Here is a 14,530-nt window from a genome sequence, read left to right on the forward strand (position 1 = left end):
CCTAATGGGAAAATATGAAGATCCCGTGAATAACGCCAAACTCTTTACAGAGCTTTACCTGGCTGCGATGGTAGAGTTCCCTAGCATCGGGTCAGCGACCGGACTATTTCTATTCTACATTCAAACTTTCAACAGTAAAAAGCCCCGCTTGACCAACAAATCAGCGGGGCTTTTTCCCAATAACACATCTATAGCACAAGACAGGAAAGTTAGGACGTATAATGGAGAGGACGAGATGACTAAGAAGACCCAAAATGCCAGCCCCCTATAGTTACGACCTCAGACAAAAAGTTATTGATGCAATTGAACTAGACGGTATGCCCAAAACAGAAGCCAGTCAAGTTTTCCATGTCAGCCGGAACACCATTAATCTCTGGCTGCAAAGAAAAGCACAGACCGGAGACTTCCTCCCTAAACCTAATCACCCACCTGGCAATAACCACAAAATTACCGACTGGCAGAAATTCAAGGCTTTTGCCCAAGAGCATGGCGATCAAACCTCCGCTCCAATGGCTGAACTTTGGGATGACGACATCTCTCCTCGCACCATATCCAGAGCCTTGAAGAAAATTGGCTTCACCAGAAAAAAAACTTACGGCTACCAAGAACGTTGGAAGCAACAGCGAGAGGAGTTTATTGCTCAGATTGAACAGATGGAGCCACAAGAAGTGGTCTACCTCGATGAAGCCGGCATGAATAGTCAGGACTCGGATTACCCTTATGGTTACTGCGAGGAAGGAAAACGCTTCCATGCCCTCAAATCAGGGAAGAGGCAGGGCAGGGTGAGCTATATGGCCGCATGGTGTGATCAACAACTCTTAGCTCCCTTTACCTTTGAGGGTTGTTGTAATCGGACAGTGTTTGAGTTGTGGTTGGAGTTGATCTTAATTCCAACATTGAAGCCAGGTCAGACTCTAGTATTGGACAATGCAACGTTTCATAAAGGGGGGCGGATTGCTGAACTGGTGGAGGCAGCTCAATGCCGTTTACTCTATCTTCCGCCTTGTTCGCCAGAGCTCAACAAGATAGAGAAATGTTGGTCGTGGTTGAAAGCCCGCATTCGCCATTGTATTGAGCAGTTTGATTCTCTCCATGATGCCATGGATTCTGTTCTCAATGCTGCGTCCTAACCGTATTGACTAGTGCTATATCTGATGGGTTAACTCATCTGTCCATTAGGGACTCGATACCTGCTCATGATTGGGTTAACCCGGCTTTTCCCTGTCTCCGCTAGCCGAAAAAAAAATTTCGCTCAGGTTATTGCTTTTTATTTGATGTCTGTGCTACGATTACTAATCGTATGGCGGGCGTAGCCAAGTGGTTAAGGCAGAGGATTGTGGTTCCTCCACTCGTGGGTTCGAATCCCATCGTTCGCCCTGAAGTCTATCACCTTATCCTAGCTGCAATAGCGGGATTTACTTAACCCGATAGTCGTACCGTTACACTTAATATGCACTCCATTCAGTCTTAGCACACGGGACGATTAGTGCATATCCCTTAGCAACAAAACTTAATTATTGACGGGTTAATCAATAAGCACAACTTAATCAATCTGTCAAATATCCATTCCTCCCCCCAGCAATTCTCATTTTAGAAAAAAGCGACTCAAGGACGGAAAATGGGGTAGTGTAAGGACATCCAAGAGCCAATATGGTCAGAGCCGTTGGAAAAACATAAGTTGTTTGACACAATCGTCAGTTCTTTTCGCCAGCGTTTGTCCTCGTTACCGGACAAGCGTACTGGTAAGAATAGCCACTATGGGATGGAAGACGCAGCTCTAAGCGCGTTTAGTGTGTTCTTCACTCAAACCCCATCATTCCTTGCCTATCAACGCACCATGGAAGGCAACAAAGGCAAGAGCAATGCTCAAAGCTGGTTTGGGATTCATCAAATTCCCTCGGACAACCACATCCGGGATTTGTTGGACTCAGTGTCACCAGACCACATCTTTCCGGTCTTTGAGGATATCTTACAAGTATTGGAAGTCCAGGGGCAGTTAGAAGGCTTCCGTTCACTTGGGGGCAGTCTATTAGTAGCGTTGGATGGCACTGAATACTTCAGTTCCTACAAAATTCACTGCCCCCAATGCTCGAAGCGCACCCTGAAGTCAGGAGAAACCCATTACTTCCATAGCGTTGTCACCCCAGTCATCGTCTGTCCGGGAAAGACTGGTGTGATTCCCTTGGTTCCTGAATTGATCGTGCCCCAAGATGGTCATGACAAGCAAGACTGTGAAAATGCTGCCGCGAAACGCTGGCTATCAAGTCAAGGGCAACGCTAATGGGCTGTGAAGGTCACGGTTTTAGGAGATGATCTCTATTGCCATCAACCGTTGTGCCAGCAGTTTCTGGAGCAGCAACTTAACTTCATCGTGGTCTGTCGCCCCGAGTCTCATACTATAGCATTAGTCAAGGTGGTTAGGACGCAGCTTTGAGAACGGAATCCATGGCATCATGGAGAGAATCAAACTGCTCAATGCAGTGGCGAATACGGGCTTTCAGCCACGACCAACATTTCTCTATCTTGTTGAGGTCTGGCGAATAAGGTGGTAGATAGAGTAAACGGCATTGAGCTGCCTCCACCAGTTCAGCAATCCGCCCCCCTTTATGAAACGTTGCATTGTCCAATACTAGAGTCTGACCTGGCTTCAATGTTGGAATTAAGATGAACTCCAACCACAACTCAAACACTGTCCGATTACAACAACCCTCAAAGCTAAAGGGAGCTAAGAGTTGTTGATGACACCATGCGGCTATCATACTTACCCTGCCCTGCCTCTTCCCTGATTTGAGTGCATGGAAGCGTTTTCCTTCCTCGCAGTAACCATAAGGGTAATCCGAGTCCTGACTATTCATGCCGGCTTCATCGAGGTAGACCACTTCTTGTGGCTCCATATGTTCAATCTGAGCCATAAACTCCTCTCGCTGTTGCTTCCAACGTTCTTGGTAGCCGTAAGTTTTTTTTTCTGGTGAAGCCAATTTTCTTCAAGGCTCTGGATATGGTGCGAGGAGAGATGTCGTCATCCCAAAGTTCAGCCATTTGAGCGGAGGTTTTGTGGCCATGCTCTTGGGCAAAAGCCTTGAATTTCTGCCAGTCGGTAATTTTGTGGTTATTGCCAGGTCGGTGATTAGGTTTAGGGAGGAAGTCTCCGGTCTGTGCTTTTCTTTGCAGCCAGAGATTAATGGTGTTCCGGCTGACATGGAAAACTTCACTGGCTTCTGTTTTGGGCATACCGTCTAGTTCAATGGCATCAATAACTTTTTGTCTGAGGTCGTAACTATAGGGGGCTGGCATTTTTGGTCTTCTTAGTCATCTCGTCCTCTCCATTATACGTCCTAAGTATTCTGTCTTGTGCTATATTTGCTGTCATTGACCGCAACACTGTGACCAAATGAACGTGCTCTGATTTCCTGCGGTATCCCATTCATCTCACCTAATTGGTTGGCTAGATGTCGGAAAGCTAATGCTTGAGTAAAGCCCCAATCGTGACGTTTAAGCCATAACCTGTGGTTATTATTAAAACCATTAGGGTCTTTAGATGTTGTAATAGGCAAACAAACGTTATGAATCCCAAGACGGTCAATCAAAGCCTTGTCTTTTGACATTGGGATAGCCAACCGTTGACCTGTTTTGGTGCTACTACCAAAGTAAGTAAACTCACCAATAACCAACACTAACTCAAGGTTGTTAGGGTCAGATATGACCGGGAAAGTGATACCGTCAATCTTGACTACCTTGTTTAGGTTTTGTACTGCCGCGACCTCTGATGGTCTCAACCCGTATAAAGCACACATTGCCGACACCCAACACCAGCCATCACGTACTTGATTTTCTGTGACAGAACGATAATCAGTGTTGCGTTCCTTATTTAGCAAACCTAGCAAGGTATCTAAATCTATACTTTGGGACTTAGTAAACACTGTCTGGGCGGGGTCAATCTTTTCTCATTTCTCTAGTGCTTTTTTGCAGCCAGCACGTTCTGCTACTTGTCTTAATCGATAGTAACGATTTTTGAAGTCTTTGTGACCTACCGGACTATTACCGTCCTGTAATGGGCTATACAGTGCTTCTTTGATACCATCCCAGCTCACATAAACATCCCAGTCTGTGACTTTGTTAAACACAGTAAGAAAACAGCGTTTAAATGAACTTTGGTCACTTGATATATCGCGAGAGCGCTTCCGTTTAGTGTTCTTGTGTACCCCATTAAAGTAATCATCTTCCATCTCTTTAAACACTTGGCGATAGGTGATTAAGTCGTTTTCCAAAGGGGTTTTGTTTTCATCAAGGATAGTAGCCTTGTACCAGTCCAGCCATTCAGACACCGACTGAAATTGTCCGTCAAGGGATTTATGAACTAACCAGGCCTTATCAACGGCCTTACGGATACCCTCAGAAGTGAACTGACAATTACATCCTCGCTGCTTACGCCCTCCCGTCTCCGGGTCAGTAGTGATGTCTAGCTGAATTGTCCCCCGGTTACGCTTAATCCTGACACCTTTGGGACATTGTTTGCGGGATAGGTTGAAAAACTCAAGAATATCCTCAAAGCCTTGATATGTACCACTATGTGTACTGTTTGTACTTGCACTCATTTTGCACTAACTCCTAAATGTGCGATCGCTTTTGAGTGCATTAGAATGGCGGTAGAATAGGGGTTATAGCTATCCTGATGACTTCGAATCCCATCGTTCGCCCTGGGGCTGAATTCCCCCTGGTTTTTTGTGTGACTACTACTCACGGGACGACCTATGGTGGAGTCCTTCGTTGGAAGTCTCCAGACTCCCCATCCCTGATTTTAGATGGCGATCGCTTCTAACGAACAAGCCTTCTCCAGGTAATCATACCAGGCTTCCATACCTTCCCCAGTACGAGCAGATACCTCCAAAATCTCAGCTTGTGGTGCAATGCGGCGGATATTGTTAATCGCAGTTTCGCGATCGAACCCTACCGCTTCCGCAATGTCGATTTTATTGATGATGGCTATATTGGCAGTTTTGAACAGAGTCGGATATTTTAGGGGTTTATCTTCTCCTTCCGTCACCGACAACACAGCTACCCGCAAATTTTCCCCCAGGTCGTAGGCGGCGGGACAAACTAGGTTCCCCACATTTTCGATAAATAATAATTGCAGATTATCCAGGTTGATTTTACTTAAAGCCTGGGAGATCATTTCCGCTTCCAGGTGACAGACGCTTCCCGTCGTAATTTGCACTACCTGCATTCCGGTTCGTCGCAACCTTTGAGCATCATTATCAGTTTCCAGGTCTCCCACAATTACCGCACTATTGAGACGGGAACCCATATCTGATAAAGTGCGTTCCAGTAATGCTGTTTTTCCTGAACCGGGAGAAGACAGCACATTGATCGCAAACAGTTTTTTCGCTAAAAAGAAGCCTCGATTTCTTTCCGCGAGTCGGTCATTTTTGGAAAGGATGGCTGTGTGAACATCCACTGTTTGATGTTCGCTGTGCTGATGATCATGGTTATGATCATGGTGGTGGTGATGATCGTGACCATGGTGGTGATGGTGATCATGATCGTGATCGTGACCATGGTGGTGATGGTGATCATGATCGTGATCGTGACCATGATCGTGATCGTGATCTGTTGCGTGACTGTGAATGTGGATGTTTCCCGGTGTAACGGCGCAACCGCAATTGGTACACATAACTACGAAACCTCTAAGGATGTCAGTTCTAATTCTCTTCCTTGGCGAATGTCAAGACTGGGTTCGCCACACTGGGGACATTCATAAAACCAGGTTTTGGGTTCAAATTCCTGATTACAGTGGTGACAGTAACAGCGAACCGGGAGATAGTCGATCTCGAATTTGGCTTTGGCGGCGATCGTTCCAGCAACCACGACATCAAAAGCAAATTCTAGGGCTTCTACGGCTACTCCAGAATCAGCGCCTACTGTCATTTTAATACGGTGAATCTGATTAGCGCCCTGTTCTTTAGCTTTTTGTAAGGCGATCGCTAAAGTTTGTTCCATAATACCAACTTCGTGCATCGCCGTTTACTCCGATGTAGATGAGACTTGTTTTTAGGAAACCAGAAACCCGATTTTTGTCAAAACCGGGTTTCCCTAAGATGTGATCGCGTAGGGTCTCCCAACCAGAATCGCTATGGTAACTACAGTAAACCGTCAGCCTTAGCCATAGATAGCATTAGGTCAATTACGCGACAGGAATAACCCCATTCGTTATCGTACCAAGATACTATTTTAAAGAAATTAGAGTTCAGTTCGATTCCCGCTCCCGCATCAAAAATGCTAGAATGACCGTCCGTAATAAAGTCCGAAGAAACTACATCTTCATCTGTGTATCCTAAAATGCCTTTCATCGCACCTTCGGAAGCCGATTTCATCGCTGCACAAATCTCGTCATAGGTCGTGGCTTTTTCTGTGCGGAAAGTTAGGTCTACCGCTGAGACGTTAGGAGTGGGAACCCGGAAAGCCATACCAGTTAAACGGCCTTTTAGTTCTGGTAATACTAGGGTAACAGCTTTAGCCGCTCCGGTGGAAGCCGGGATGATGTTTTGAGTCGCACCACGTCCACCACGCCAGTCTTTGCGACTAGGACCGTCTACCGTTGGTTGAGTCGCCGTCAAAGAGTGAACTGTGGTCATTAGACCTTCTGCTAACCCAAAGTTGTCTTGAATAACTTTAGAAATCGGCGCTAAACAGTTGGTGGTACAACTAGCATTGGAAACAATGGGGTGAGAAGCTGGATCGAAGTCTTGATGGTTAACCCCAACCACTAAGGTTTTGACTTTTTCTGGGTCTTTGGTGGGTGCGGAAATAACTACCCGTTTAGCACCTGCTTCGATGTGCTTATAAGCGCCATCATAGTTGGTAAATAAGCCAGTAGATTCTACTACATAATCTACTCCTAGTTCCTTCCATGGTAGTTGGGTGGGATCTTTGATAGATGTACAGCGAATGGTTTGTCCATTAACCACAATGGCTTCATCTTGGGATTCTACTTGACCGTCAAAACGTTTGTGGGTAGAGTCGTATTTTAACAGGTATGCTAAGGCATCAGCCGGGACTAGATCATTAATGCCGACAAACTGAATGTCAGGGTGTTTGCTACCATAGCGCATGACTAAGCGTCCGATGCGACCAAATCCGTTAATACCTACTTTAATTGTCATGATTCAGATAATCCTCCGTTGGGATAACACCACTGTTTAAATACTGTCAAAAACTTGGTTTTAACAGCAAAATTTTGGGGCTAGAAATAATTTTCTAGCCGAGAAAATAGCAAGGGACAGAGTTCAACTGCTGGTATTCTACCACAGAGAGCAGATTGGTAATGCAGCTTAAACAATTATTAATTGTTAAACAAGTATGCGATCGCCCTAGGGGGAGATTACCATAGCCACCTTACCACAGCTATATGCTTTTCTCAAATTTCGGGGCATCCCAAGAATCTTAAATTAATATTAAATTAGTGGTCTGATGTCAGGATTTCCTCAAATTTGCCGATATCATTTATGCACAATTATGGGATTTTGTCAACTCCTAGATAAGTGGCGATCGGCTGATATGATCTAGTTGTAAAATTTGAGTAACGGGGTTTAAACCCAGGTTAAGAAAAACTAAAAAAAACCAAAATTATACATCCTTTGGTGTGATTGGCTGTAGGATTTGAAGTGTGACGGTAACAACGGCTCAATGGGCTCGAAGAACTAAAGCCCAGACTAACCAAGATAGCCCAGTTTAACGGGAAGATTGCCCATATCCCTAAAGACAGGTTGCATAAGTTGACGACCAATTTGGCCAAAAACCAAAACTAGATTGGGATGGAAAACCTGGAACTGTCCGGGAGAAGGCGATCGGCAAGAATTGAAGTTCCTAACTTTTGGAGGCTTACATATTATGACTAAACGTAAGCGTATCGGGATTTTGACCAGTGGAGGAGACTGTCCCGGTCTGAATGCAGTAATTCGCGCGGTCGTGAATTATGCTACTTGTGAATATAATTGGGAAGTACGGGGCATTCCCTATGCCACCCAGGGCCTAATTGAGCGTAAAAGTGTTGTGTTGAACCGCTATGGATTAGAACGCCATGGGATTGACCCGTTACTGAGTATGGGTGGGACTATTCTGGGGTCCATTAATAAGGGAGATACCGAGGCTCAAGCTGATGAGGTAATTTCTGGCTACCATGACTTGGAATTGGATGCTCTGATCGCTATTGGTGGAGACGGTAGCCTTGCCATTTTGCACAAATTGGCGAAAAAGGGCAATATGAACCTGGTAGGGGTTCCCAAGACTATTGATAATGATGTCGCTTGTACGGAACTCTCGGTGGGTTTTAATTCCGCTGTGAGTACAATTTTAGATTCCCTCGATCGCCTTAGCTGTACGGCTGCGAGCCATGATCGGGTGATGGTTGTCGAAGTTATGGGTCGCACCACCGGACACTTAGCTCTACATTCTGGAATTGTTGGCGGCGCAGATGCTATCTTGATTCCAGAAATTCGCTATTCTGTCTCTGGTTTGTGTAAACGCATACAGCAGTTACGGAATTTATGGGAGCGCAAATTTGCGATCGTCGTCGTCGCTGAAGGTGCTAAAACTACCAGCGGAGAGTCCCGGTCTTATAAAGATGCTTTGGGAGAAGTGCGATTACGCGGTATAGGTGAATATGTGGCTACGGAAATTGAAACTACACTAGGGGTAGAATCGCGAGCTACAGTCCTTGGTCATGTCCAGCGGGGTGGTGCGCCTTCCTCTCAAGATCGCTTGCTGGCTACCGCTTTTGGTAAAACTGCTGTTGATGTGATTGCGGCTGAGGACTATGGCAAAATGGTGGCTTGGAGCAACCACCAAGTTGTCACCGTCTCCCTCGAAAAGGTATTTCAGAATAGCCCCCGCCTACTTGACCCTAATGGATTTTGGATAGAAACAGCCAGGGCTCTTGGTGTCTATCTGGGAGAAGAATCAGAAATACACAGTACCTGTTCCACCAGCCAAAATGGTCATCAGGATAATGTCAATATTGAAACCCCAGAAACTATACTGAACTGATATCTGAGAAATTAAAGCGATCGCTTTAAATTACGGAGGCGATTAGAGAAACTTCTCATTACCAGTAAAGCAAATAGGGGGGTCTGTTGAATGGCGAATAAAAATCGCCGTTCATCCATTGTTGCCAGTTTACAGCCAGTTTTCGCTATGGCTGTAGAGGCGCGAGTTTTCTCTGGATGAACTAGGGCTCCTTCCCCAAACACATCCCCCTTTTTCAGGGTTTCAATTACTTTTCCCTTCACCACAAAATCTACTTCCCCCTCAAGAATACCGTACATTAAATCGCCGGGTTCTCCTTCTTCAAAAATTACCTCTCCGGCCGATAAAATCTGCTCCGGCAGGTTTTCAAAAATTTGGACAGTTTGTGCAGGTTCTAACATAGCTAATGGATAATTGACAATTGACAATGGACAATGAGAAACAGGTAATAAAACTCCCTATCTTACTCCCTCTCCTTCTGGGAGAGGGAGTAAGATAGGGGGAGTAGTCCGACCATCCTTATTGTCATCTAAATCCTGAGAAACAGGATCGGTTCCCGCCCATTCTTTACGGGTGATAAATCCATCTCCATCGGGGTCTTCAACAGGTCATAACTCTTAATCCGCATGGGTTAAAGTTTCCTAACTTTCGAGGATAGTTAATCGTTCGGCGAGTAGGTCTTCCAAGGATTCTAAAGCCTTAGAAAACCCCTTGATTCCTTCCTCTAATTTTTCGGAAGCCATCGGATCTTCCTTGTGCATTTTAGCAAAGGTTGACCCATCCATTGAGATTTTTTCTATGTCCGATGATTTAGCTAATTCGGGGTCGAGTTTGCGGGGTAAATCTCCCGTTTTAGTATCAAGTTCTTCAAGAAGACTCGGAGAAATTGTGAGTAAATCACAGCCAGCCAGTTCAGTGATTTCGCCAATATTACGGAAACTCGCTCCCATCACTTCCGTGGGATAGCCGAATTTTTTGTAGTAGTTATAAATTTGGGTAACAGATTGCACCCCAGGGTCTTCATGAGGGGCATAATTTTCCCGTCCGGTCTTCTTTTTATACCAGTCTAAAATGCGACCTACAAAAGGAGAAATTAACGTCACTCCAGCTTCAGCACAGGCTACAGCTTGATGAAATCCAAATAATAGGGTAAGATTACAGTGAATTCCCTCTTTTTCCAAGATTTCGGCGGCGCGAATTCCTTCCCAAGTTGAGGCAATTTTAATCAAAATGCGATCGCGTGAAACACCGTGGGATTCATATTCAGAAATCAGATAACGAGCTGTAGCGAGCGTGCCTTCAGTATCATAAGATAAACGAGCATCAACTTCTGTCGAGACGCGACCCGGAATAATTTCCAGAATTTGTAACCCAAAAGCCACGGCTAAACGGTCCGTGGCTCGGGTAGCTACATCTTTCGGAGTCGCTTCGGTTCCTAGTTCAGCGCGAGCTTGTTTCAGGGTATCATCAACAATACCTTGATATTCTGGCATCCCTGCTGCTGCTGTAATCAAAGATGGGTTAGTAGTGGCATCTTGGGGGGTAAAGTTGTGAATAGCTTTGATATCCCCAGTATCAGCAACAACAATAGTAAAATCTCGCAGTTGTTTTAACAAAGTGTTGGACATTTTTAGCTCCTATTAGGGGTCGAGAGTAGAGTCGCCTCTACCCCCTCCCATTCAAAACAGTGCGTGAAAGTTTCCCTTCACACGGCTCCTAGTCTGATTGTTCCATTGTTAAGGATACAGCGTTGGCGTTATCTAGTGCCGTTTTATCATCGTGACAATGGCGATGTAATAGTTGAAGGTTTTTGTATTCATCCTTTCCGCCTGAGCTTCAAGGTACAATGTGGTCTACTTCAACTATATCCGATGGTGCGAAATACTGTCCACACCAGGTACATCTACCTTTTTGTTTTTTGAGTAGTTTTGCTACCCTGTTGGGCGTGTCGATTGCTTGTCCTTTTCTGGTTGCCCAGTAAGTCCAGTTTCCGTCGTATGGTGTTGCGTCAGGGCGTATTAGGGTGTGTCTAACAATCGGAGTCCAATTATGTTTCCATAGTTGGAATCCATCTTCGGTCTGGAATAACCAAGATTCATGTCTTTCTTTCCCATTGCTAAGTTTAACCGTTCCTTTGTGGAAGTAGTTTCCTAGCTTTTCGTGGTTTGCCTTTCCGCATCTTGATACTGTCCATGCCCTTAACATTAGCCACGCTGTGTGGTCTAGCTTAACGAAGGTCTCTGATGAGACTACCCCTGAGTAGTAGTTTGACCATCCCCGTATTACCGGGTTTAGCTTGCTAATCAGGGCTGATTGAGGTGCTGTTTTAAGTTGTTTTATTACACCTTTAATCGTTTGTGTATGGGCTTTAACTGCTTTGTTGCTGGGTTTTATGTGAGTTTTGAATCCTAATAGTTTGTGGGGGGTTTTATTAAATAAGAAGCCTCCTTTTCTTCTTCCCCCAAGTTTCCCAGATTTATATTTTCCTGCCGGGTATTGCCTGATATTGAATCCAAGAAAGTCGAACCCTGGTTTTTCTGTTTTACCATTGTACTCAATAGGATTGAGTGTGTGGCAAATTCGAGTTTTTTCAGGTTTTATTTCTAGTCCAACAGGTTTTAACCATTCGGAAATAGCAGTTTTGCACTGTTCAATGATTCCTAAGTCTTTGGATATGACCACAAAATCATCGGCGTATCTTATTACCGTGGCATAAGGTTTACCATTGGTACTTTTCGGATACAGTTTCTCAATTAACCTAACCATGCCATCCAGTGCAATGTTAGCTAGGAGTGGACTTATTACCCCTCCTTGAGGTGTCCCTGTTTCTGTATCTTCAAATGCGCCGTTATCTAGCACACCTGCTTTGAGTCATTGTTTCAGGTCTTTCTTCAGGCTGCTCGGACAATGAATTTTGGATAGTAGATAATCATGGTTTATTCGGTCAAAACATTTCGCTATATCTGTAGGGGTCGAGAGGGAAGTCGCCTTCCCCCACTCCCATTCAAAACCGTGCTTGATACTTTCGCATCACACGGCTCCTGATGTAGATACCCCTTGGCAACGGGAACAGAGTTACCAACCCCTGCTTTTGTACTTCAACTTTTGGAGCTAAATACAACATCGTAGTGTTTAAACTCGCTTTCGCTGTTAAACTCCTGTTGATTGCAGTAACTATATCTACACCGTGACTAGTGGGCATATCCTAACCATTACAATTAGGCTTTGGCTTTCAGTCACATCCCTTCCCCTTAAAGGCATACGATTACACTTTCACTACTCAACAAGATGTACTTGTCGAGAGCCTAAAAGGGGTTTAAACGTTCCGTTTATACGGGCATTCCATCTTTAGATTTGTCCTATCCACCGGGGTACATTAAAGGTCTGTGCACAACTTTCGTTGCTTCTGGGTAGTATATACAAACCCCCACTTTTCCCCTTGTTCTTTTGAACGCAGCGTGTCAACCTATTTCGCTACTTTATATTGACGATGGTTCAAGCCGGACATTCGGTTTCCCTAATCATGGATGGTTGGCAGTGGTCTCGTTTCTGGTGTTGGGTTACACCTCGGAACCTTCCGTTCCCCGCTTCAATCTGACGGGTTGTGAATCCTGAAACTGGGGGTGGCTATCGCCGTTACTCTCAACGTCCTGATTTCTCAGTTTGTTTATGACCTTGAGTCCCCTGCCTTGCTTAGATTTCTCCAAGCGTCGGGACATATAAACAGTTATGGGATGGTCAGGAATATGAATTCCTTATATTCCACCAAGGGGTGAAAGTCCCATTAGGAGGTTATTTCGGGCATCGCAGCCCTATTTCACTCCTAAACGTTTCGCACGAATCCAGAATATAATAACCTCCTTTGTTTATACTTTGAAAGATTCTGGATATTGCGTCGTGGGCTGACCGTCCGGGACGAAACCCATAGCTTGTGCTTTCAAATCTCGATTCCCATTCAGGTTCGAGAGCCGATTTAACCAAGGCTTGCCTTGCTCTGTCTTGGATAGCAGGTATTCCCAGGGGGCGTTTTTCATCCCTTCCAGGTTTTGGAATCCACACCCGTCGCAGTGGTTTTGCTTTGAGGTTTCCCTTGATGTTCTTAACAATTTCAAACCTTTGCCTTGGAGAGATTGCTCTCATTCCATCAACACCGGCTGTTTTCTTGCCTTGATTGTCTTGAGTCACTCGTCGCACTGCTAAGAGTCGGGCATAATGTGACTTCACCAGTAGACGTTGCAACCTTCGTGCCTTTGCGTCCTGTCCCGATTTAGCTGCTTGAAATATCCTCTTTTGGAGCTTGAAAACTTTTCTCTGAACTTTCGCCCATGGAATAGCTTTCGATACAAACGCACGTCTTGATTGGTTTTGATTTCTCAAATCCTTTCTTTAAACTCGCTTTCGTCATAGTAACTCCTACTAGACTCTATTCTTGTACAATCAAACCGTGACCCGTTAACATATCCCTAGCATTACAGTCGGGCATTGGCTTCTGGTCACATCTCACCCCCTAATAGGCTTACGCTTACACTTTTCACTACTGACTTTCTCGACCAGATTATCAGAGCCTAAAAGGGGTTACAACGTTCCGTTTATATGGGCATTCCATCTGTAGATTTGTCCTATCCACCGGGGTACTTTTAAAGGTCTATGAAGATGGTGAAACAAAACCTCTTCTTTTCCCCTTGCTCTTTTGAACGTAGCGTGTCAACCCATTTCGCTACTTAATGGTTACGATGGTTCAAGCCGGACATTCGGTTTCCCTAATCATGGATGGTTGGCAGTGGTCGCATCTGGTAGTAGGTTCTACTTCACGCCTTCCGTTCCCCGCTTCAATCCTGGGGTTGTGATTCCCAAAACTGGGGGTGGCTATCGCCGTTACTCTTGACGCAATTGTTGAGGAATCGTTAAGATTTCCGGTTTTGCGTTTTGACCTTGGGTTCCCTGCCTTGATTTGGTATCATAAAGATACAAATCGTCGGGACATATAAACAGTTATGGGGATGGTCAGGAGTGCGCTCCTTATATTCAACCAAGGGGTTGAAATCCCCACCAGGCGGTTATTTCGGGTATTGCAACCCTATTTCATGCCTGAACGTCTCGCACAGTTTCATCCATTATAGCAATCAGCCATGATTGATAACTGTTCATGGCTGCTCATCCTCTGGTCAAGTGAGTTAGCCTTCTAGCTACTACCCTGATGAATAGCCCCTAAAACATCCATTGACTACTGAACATGATTCACTATTTATTAGGGGTCGAAAATAGAGTCACCTCTATCTCCTCCCTTTCAGAACCGTGCGTGAAAGTTTCCCTTCACACGGCTCCTGGTTTAATTGCTCCCTTGTGAAGGATACAGCGTTAGCGTTATCAAGTGCCGTCTTATCATCGCGGGTGTGGCGGTGTAATAGCTGAAGATTCTTGTATTCATCCTTTCCGCCGAGGCTTCGAGGTATAGCACAAAACAGAACAGTTAGGACGTATAATGGCAAGGATATCTACAGAAGACCCA

General features: G+C 45.1%; 11 protein-coding genes, 1 tRNA gene and 5 pseudogenes. 7 read left to right on the forward strand and 10 right to left on the reverse strand.

All coding sequences use genetic code 11. From position 1 onward, the window contains the following. Window positions 1–254 precede the first annotated feature (254 nt). The 3 genes and pseudogenes from HFV01_RS19870 to HFV01_RS19880 all read left to right on the forward strand — a co-directional run. Window positions 255–1,130: an IS630 family transposase gene (locus HFV01_RS19870; protein ID WP_193520199.1), complete on the forward strand. Its 876-nt coding sequence runs from the start codon at window positions 255–257 to the stop codon at window positions 1,128–1,130. A 173-nt stretch (window positions 1,131–1,303) separates the two neighbouring features. Continuing rightward, window positions 1,304–1,376 (forward strand) — tRNA-His (locus HFV01_RS19875). A gap of 314 nt (window positions 1,377–1,690) precedes the next feature. After that, window positions 1,691–2,398, forward strand: a pseudogene (locus HFV01_RS19880) (ISNCY-like element ISAtsp9 family transposase); the annotation flags it as partial. 19 nt (window positions 2,399–2,417) lie between these two features. Here HFV01_RS19880 and HFV01_RS19885 read toward each other — a convergent pair. Both HFV01_RS19885 and HFV01_RS31005 read right to left on the reverse strand, forming a co-directional pair. Beyond that, a protein-coding gene (locus HFV01_RS19885; RefSeq protein ID WP_193520329.1) for an IS630 family transposase occupies window positions 2,418–3,294 on the reverse strand; the annotation gives its coding sequence in 2 pieces (ribosomal slippage) (window positions 2,418–2,963 and window positions 2,965–3,294; 876 coding nt in all). A gap of 47 nt (window positions 3,295–3,341) precedes the next feature. Then, window positions 3,342–4,595, reverse strand: a pseudogene (locus HFV01_RS31005) (site-specific integrase); the annotation flags it as partial. 77 nt (window positions 4,596–4,672) lie between these two features. Here HFV01_RS31005 and HFV01_RS19900 point away from each other — a divergent pair. Continuing rightward, the gene (locus tag HFV01_RS19900; RefSeq protein ID WP_006670668.1) at window positions 4,673–4,819 is read left to right on the forward strand and encodes a hypothetical protein; all 147 of its coding nucleotides are present in this window, start codon (window positions 4,673–4,675) and stop codon (window positions 4,817–4,819) included. On the opposite strand, the gene hypB is transcribed toward HFV01_RS19900, so the two are convergent. The 3 genes from hypB to gap form a co-directional block, all read right to left on the reverse strand. Then, window positions 4,799–5,455 (reverse strand): hydrogenase nickel incorporation protein HypB, encoded by a 657-nt coding sequence (gene hypB / locus HFV01_RS19905; protein ID WP_488193806.1) that lies wholly within the window; start codon window positions 5,453–5,455, stop codon window positions 4,799–4,801. The genes HFV01_RS19900 and hypB overlap by 21 nt on opposite strands. Window positions 5,456–5,673: 218 nt before the next feature. After that, window positions 5,674–6,015, reverse strand: a complete 342-nt coding sequence (gene hypA, locus HFV01_RS19910; protein WP_006620961.1) for a hydrogenase maturation nickel metallochaperone HypA — start codon at window positions 6,013–6,015, stop codon at window positions 5,674–5,676. 122 nt (window positions 6,016–6,137) lie between these two features. Beyond that, window positions 6,138–7,160 carry a type I glyceraldehyde-3-phosphate dehydrogenase gene (gene gap / locus HFV01_RS19915; RefSeq protein ID WP_006620962.1) on the reverse strand — a complete coding sequence of 341 codons (1,023 nt, stop codon included), beginning with the start codon at window positions 7,158–7,160 and terminating at the stop codon, window positions 6,138–6,140. Between the two features lie 727 nt (window positions 7,161–7,887). Between gap and HFV01_RS19920 the strand changes: the two genes are divergently transcribed. Further along, complete coding sequence (locus HFV01_RS19920; RefSeq protein WP_006620963.1) at window positions 7,888–9,042, forward strand: ATP-dependent 6-phosphofructokinase; 1,155 nt, start codon at window positions 7,888–7,890, stop codon at window positions 9,040–9,042. An 11-nt stretch (window positions 9,043–9,053) separates the two neighbouring features. Here the strand turns inward: HFV01_RS19920 and HFV01_RS19925 are convergent, their stop codons facing one another. The 3 genes and pseudogenes from HFV01_RS19925 to HFV01_RS19935 form a co-directional block, all read right to left on the reverse strand. Then, the gene (locus tag HFV01_RS19925; RefSeq protein WP_006616710.1) at window positions 9,054–9,422 is read right to left on the reverse strand and encodes a cyclic nucleotide-binding domain-containing protein; all 369 of its coding nucleotides are present in this window, start codon (window positions 9,420–9,422) and stop codon (window positions 9,054–9,056) included. Window positions 9,423–9,662: 240 nt separating this feature from the next. Continuing rightward, window positions 9,663–10,649: a transaldolase gene (locus HFV01_RS19930; protein ID WP_006670669.1), complete on the reverse strand. Its 987-nt coding sequence runs from the start codon at window positions 10,647–10,649 to the stop codon at window positions 9,663–9,665. Between the two features lie 88 nt (window positions 10,650–10,737). Further along, window positions 10,738–11,985 (reverse strand): annotated as a pseudogene (locus HFV01_RS19935) (group II intron reverse transcriptase); the annotation flags it as partial. A gap of 483 nt (window positions 11,986–12,468) precedes the next feature. Between HFV01_RS19935 and HFV01_RS19940 the strand changes: the two are divergent. Further along, complete coding sequence (locus HFV01_RS19940) at window positions 12,469–12,636, forward strand: hypothetical protein (protein ID WP_193520468.1); 168 nt, start codon at window positions 12,469–12,471, stop codon at window positions 12,634–12,636. A 222-nt stretch (window positions 12,637–12,858) separates the two neighbouring features. On the opposite strand, the pseudogene HFV01_RS19945 reads toward HFV01_RS19940, so the two are convergent. Continuing rightward, window positions 12,859–13,426, reverse strand: a pseudogene (locus HFV01_RS19945) (reverse transcriptase N-terminal domain-containing protein); the annotation flags it as partial. Between the two features lie 285 nt (window positions 13,427–13,711). On the opposite strand from HFV01_RS19945, the gene HFV01_RS19950 reads away from it, so the two are divergent. After that, a complete protein-coding gene (locus tag HFV01_RS19950) occupies window positions 13,712–13,906 on the forward strand; it encodes a hypothetical protein (RefSeq protein WP_081587639.1) in 195 nt (64 codons plus the stop codon). Window positions 13,907–14,294: 388 nt separating this feature from the next. On the opposite strand, the pseudogene HFV01_RS31010 reads toward HFV01_RS19950, so the two are convergent. Next, window positions 14,295–14,474, reverse strand: a pseudogene (locus HFV01_RS31010) (hypothetical protein); the annotation flags it as partial. Window positions 14,475–14,530: the final 56 nt, after the last annotated feature.

It is taken from the genome of Limnospira fusiformis SAG 85.79 (assembly GCF_012516315.1).
In the GTDB taxonomy this organism is placed as follows: domain Bacteria; phylum Cyanobacteriota; class Cyanobacteriia; order Cyanobacteriales; family Microcoleaceae; genus Limnospira; species Limnospira fusiformis.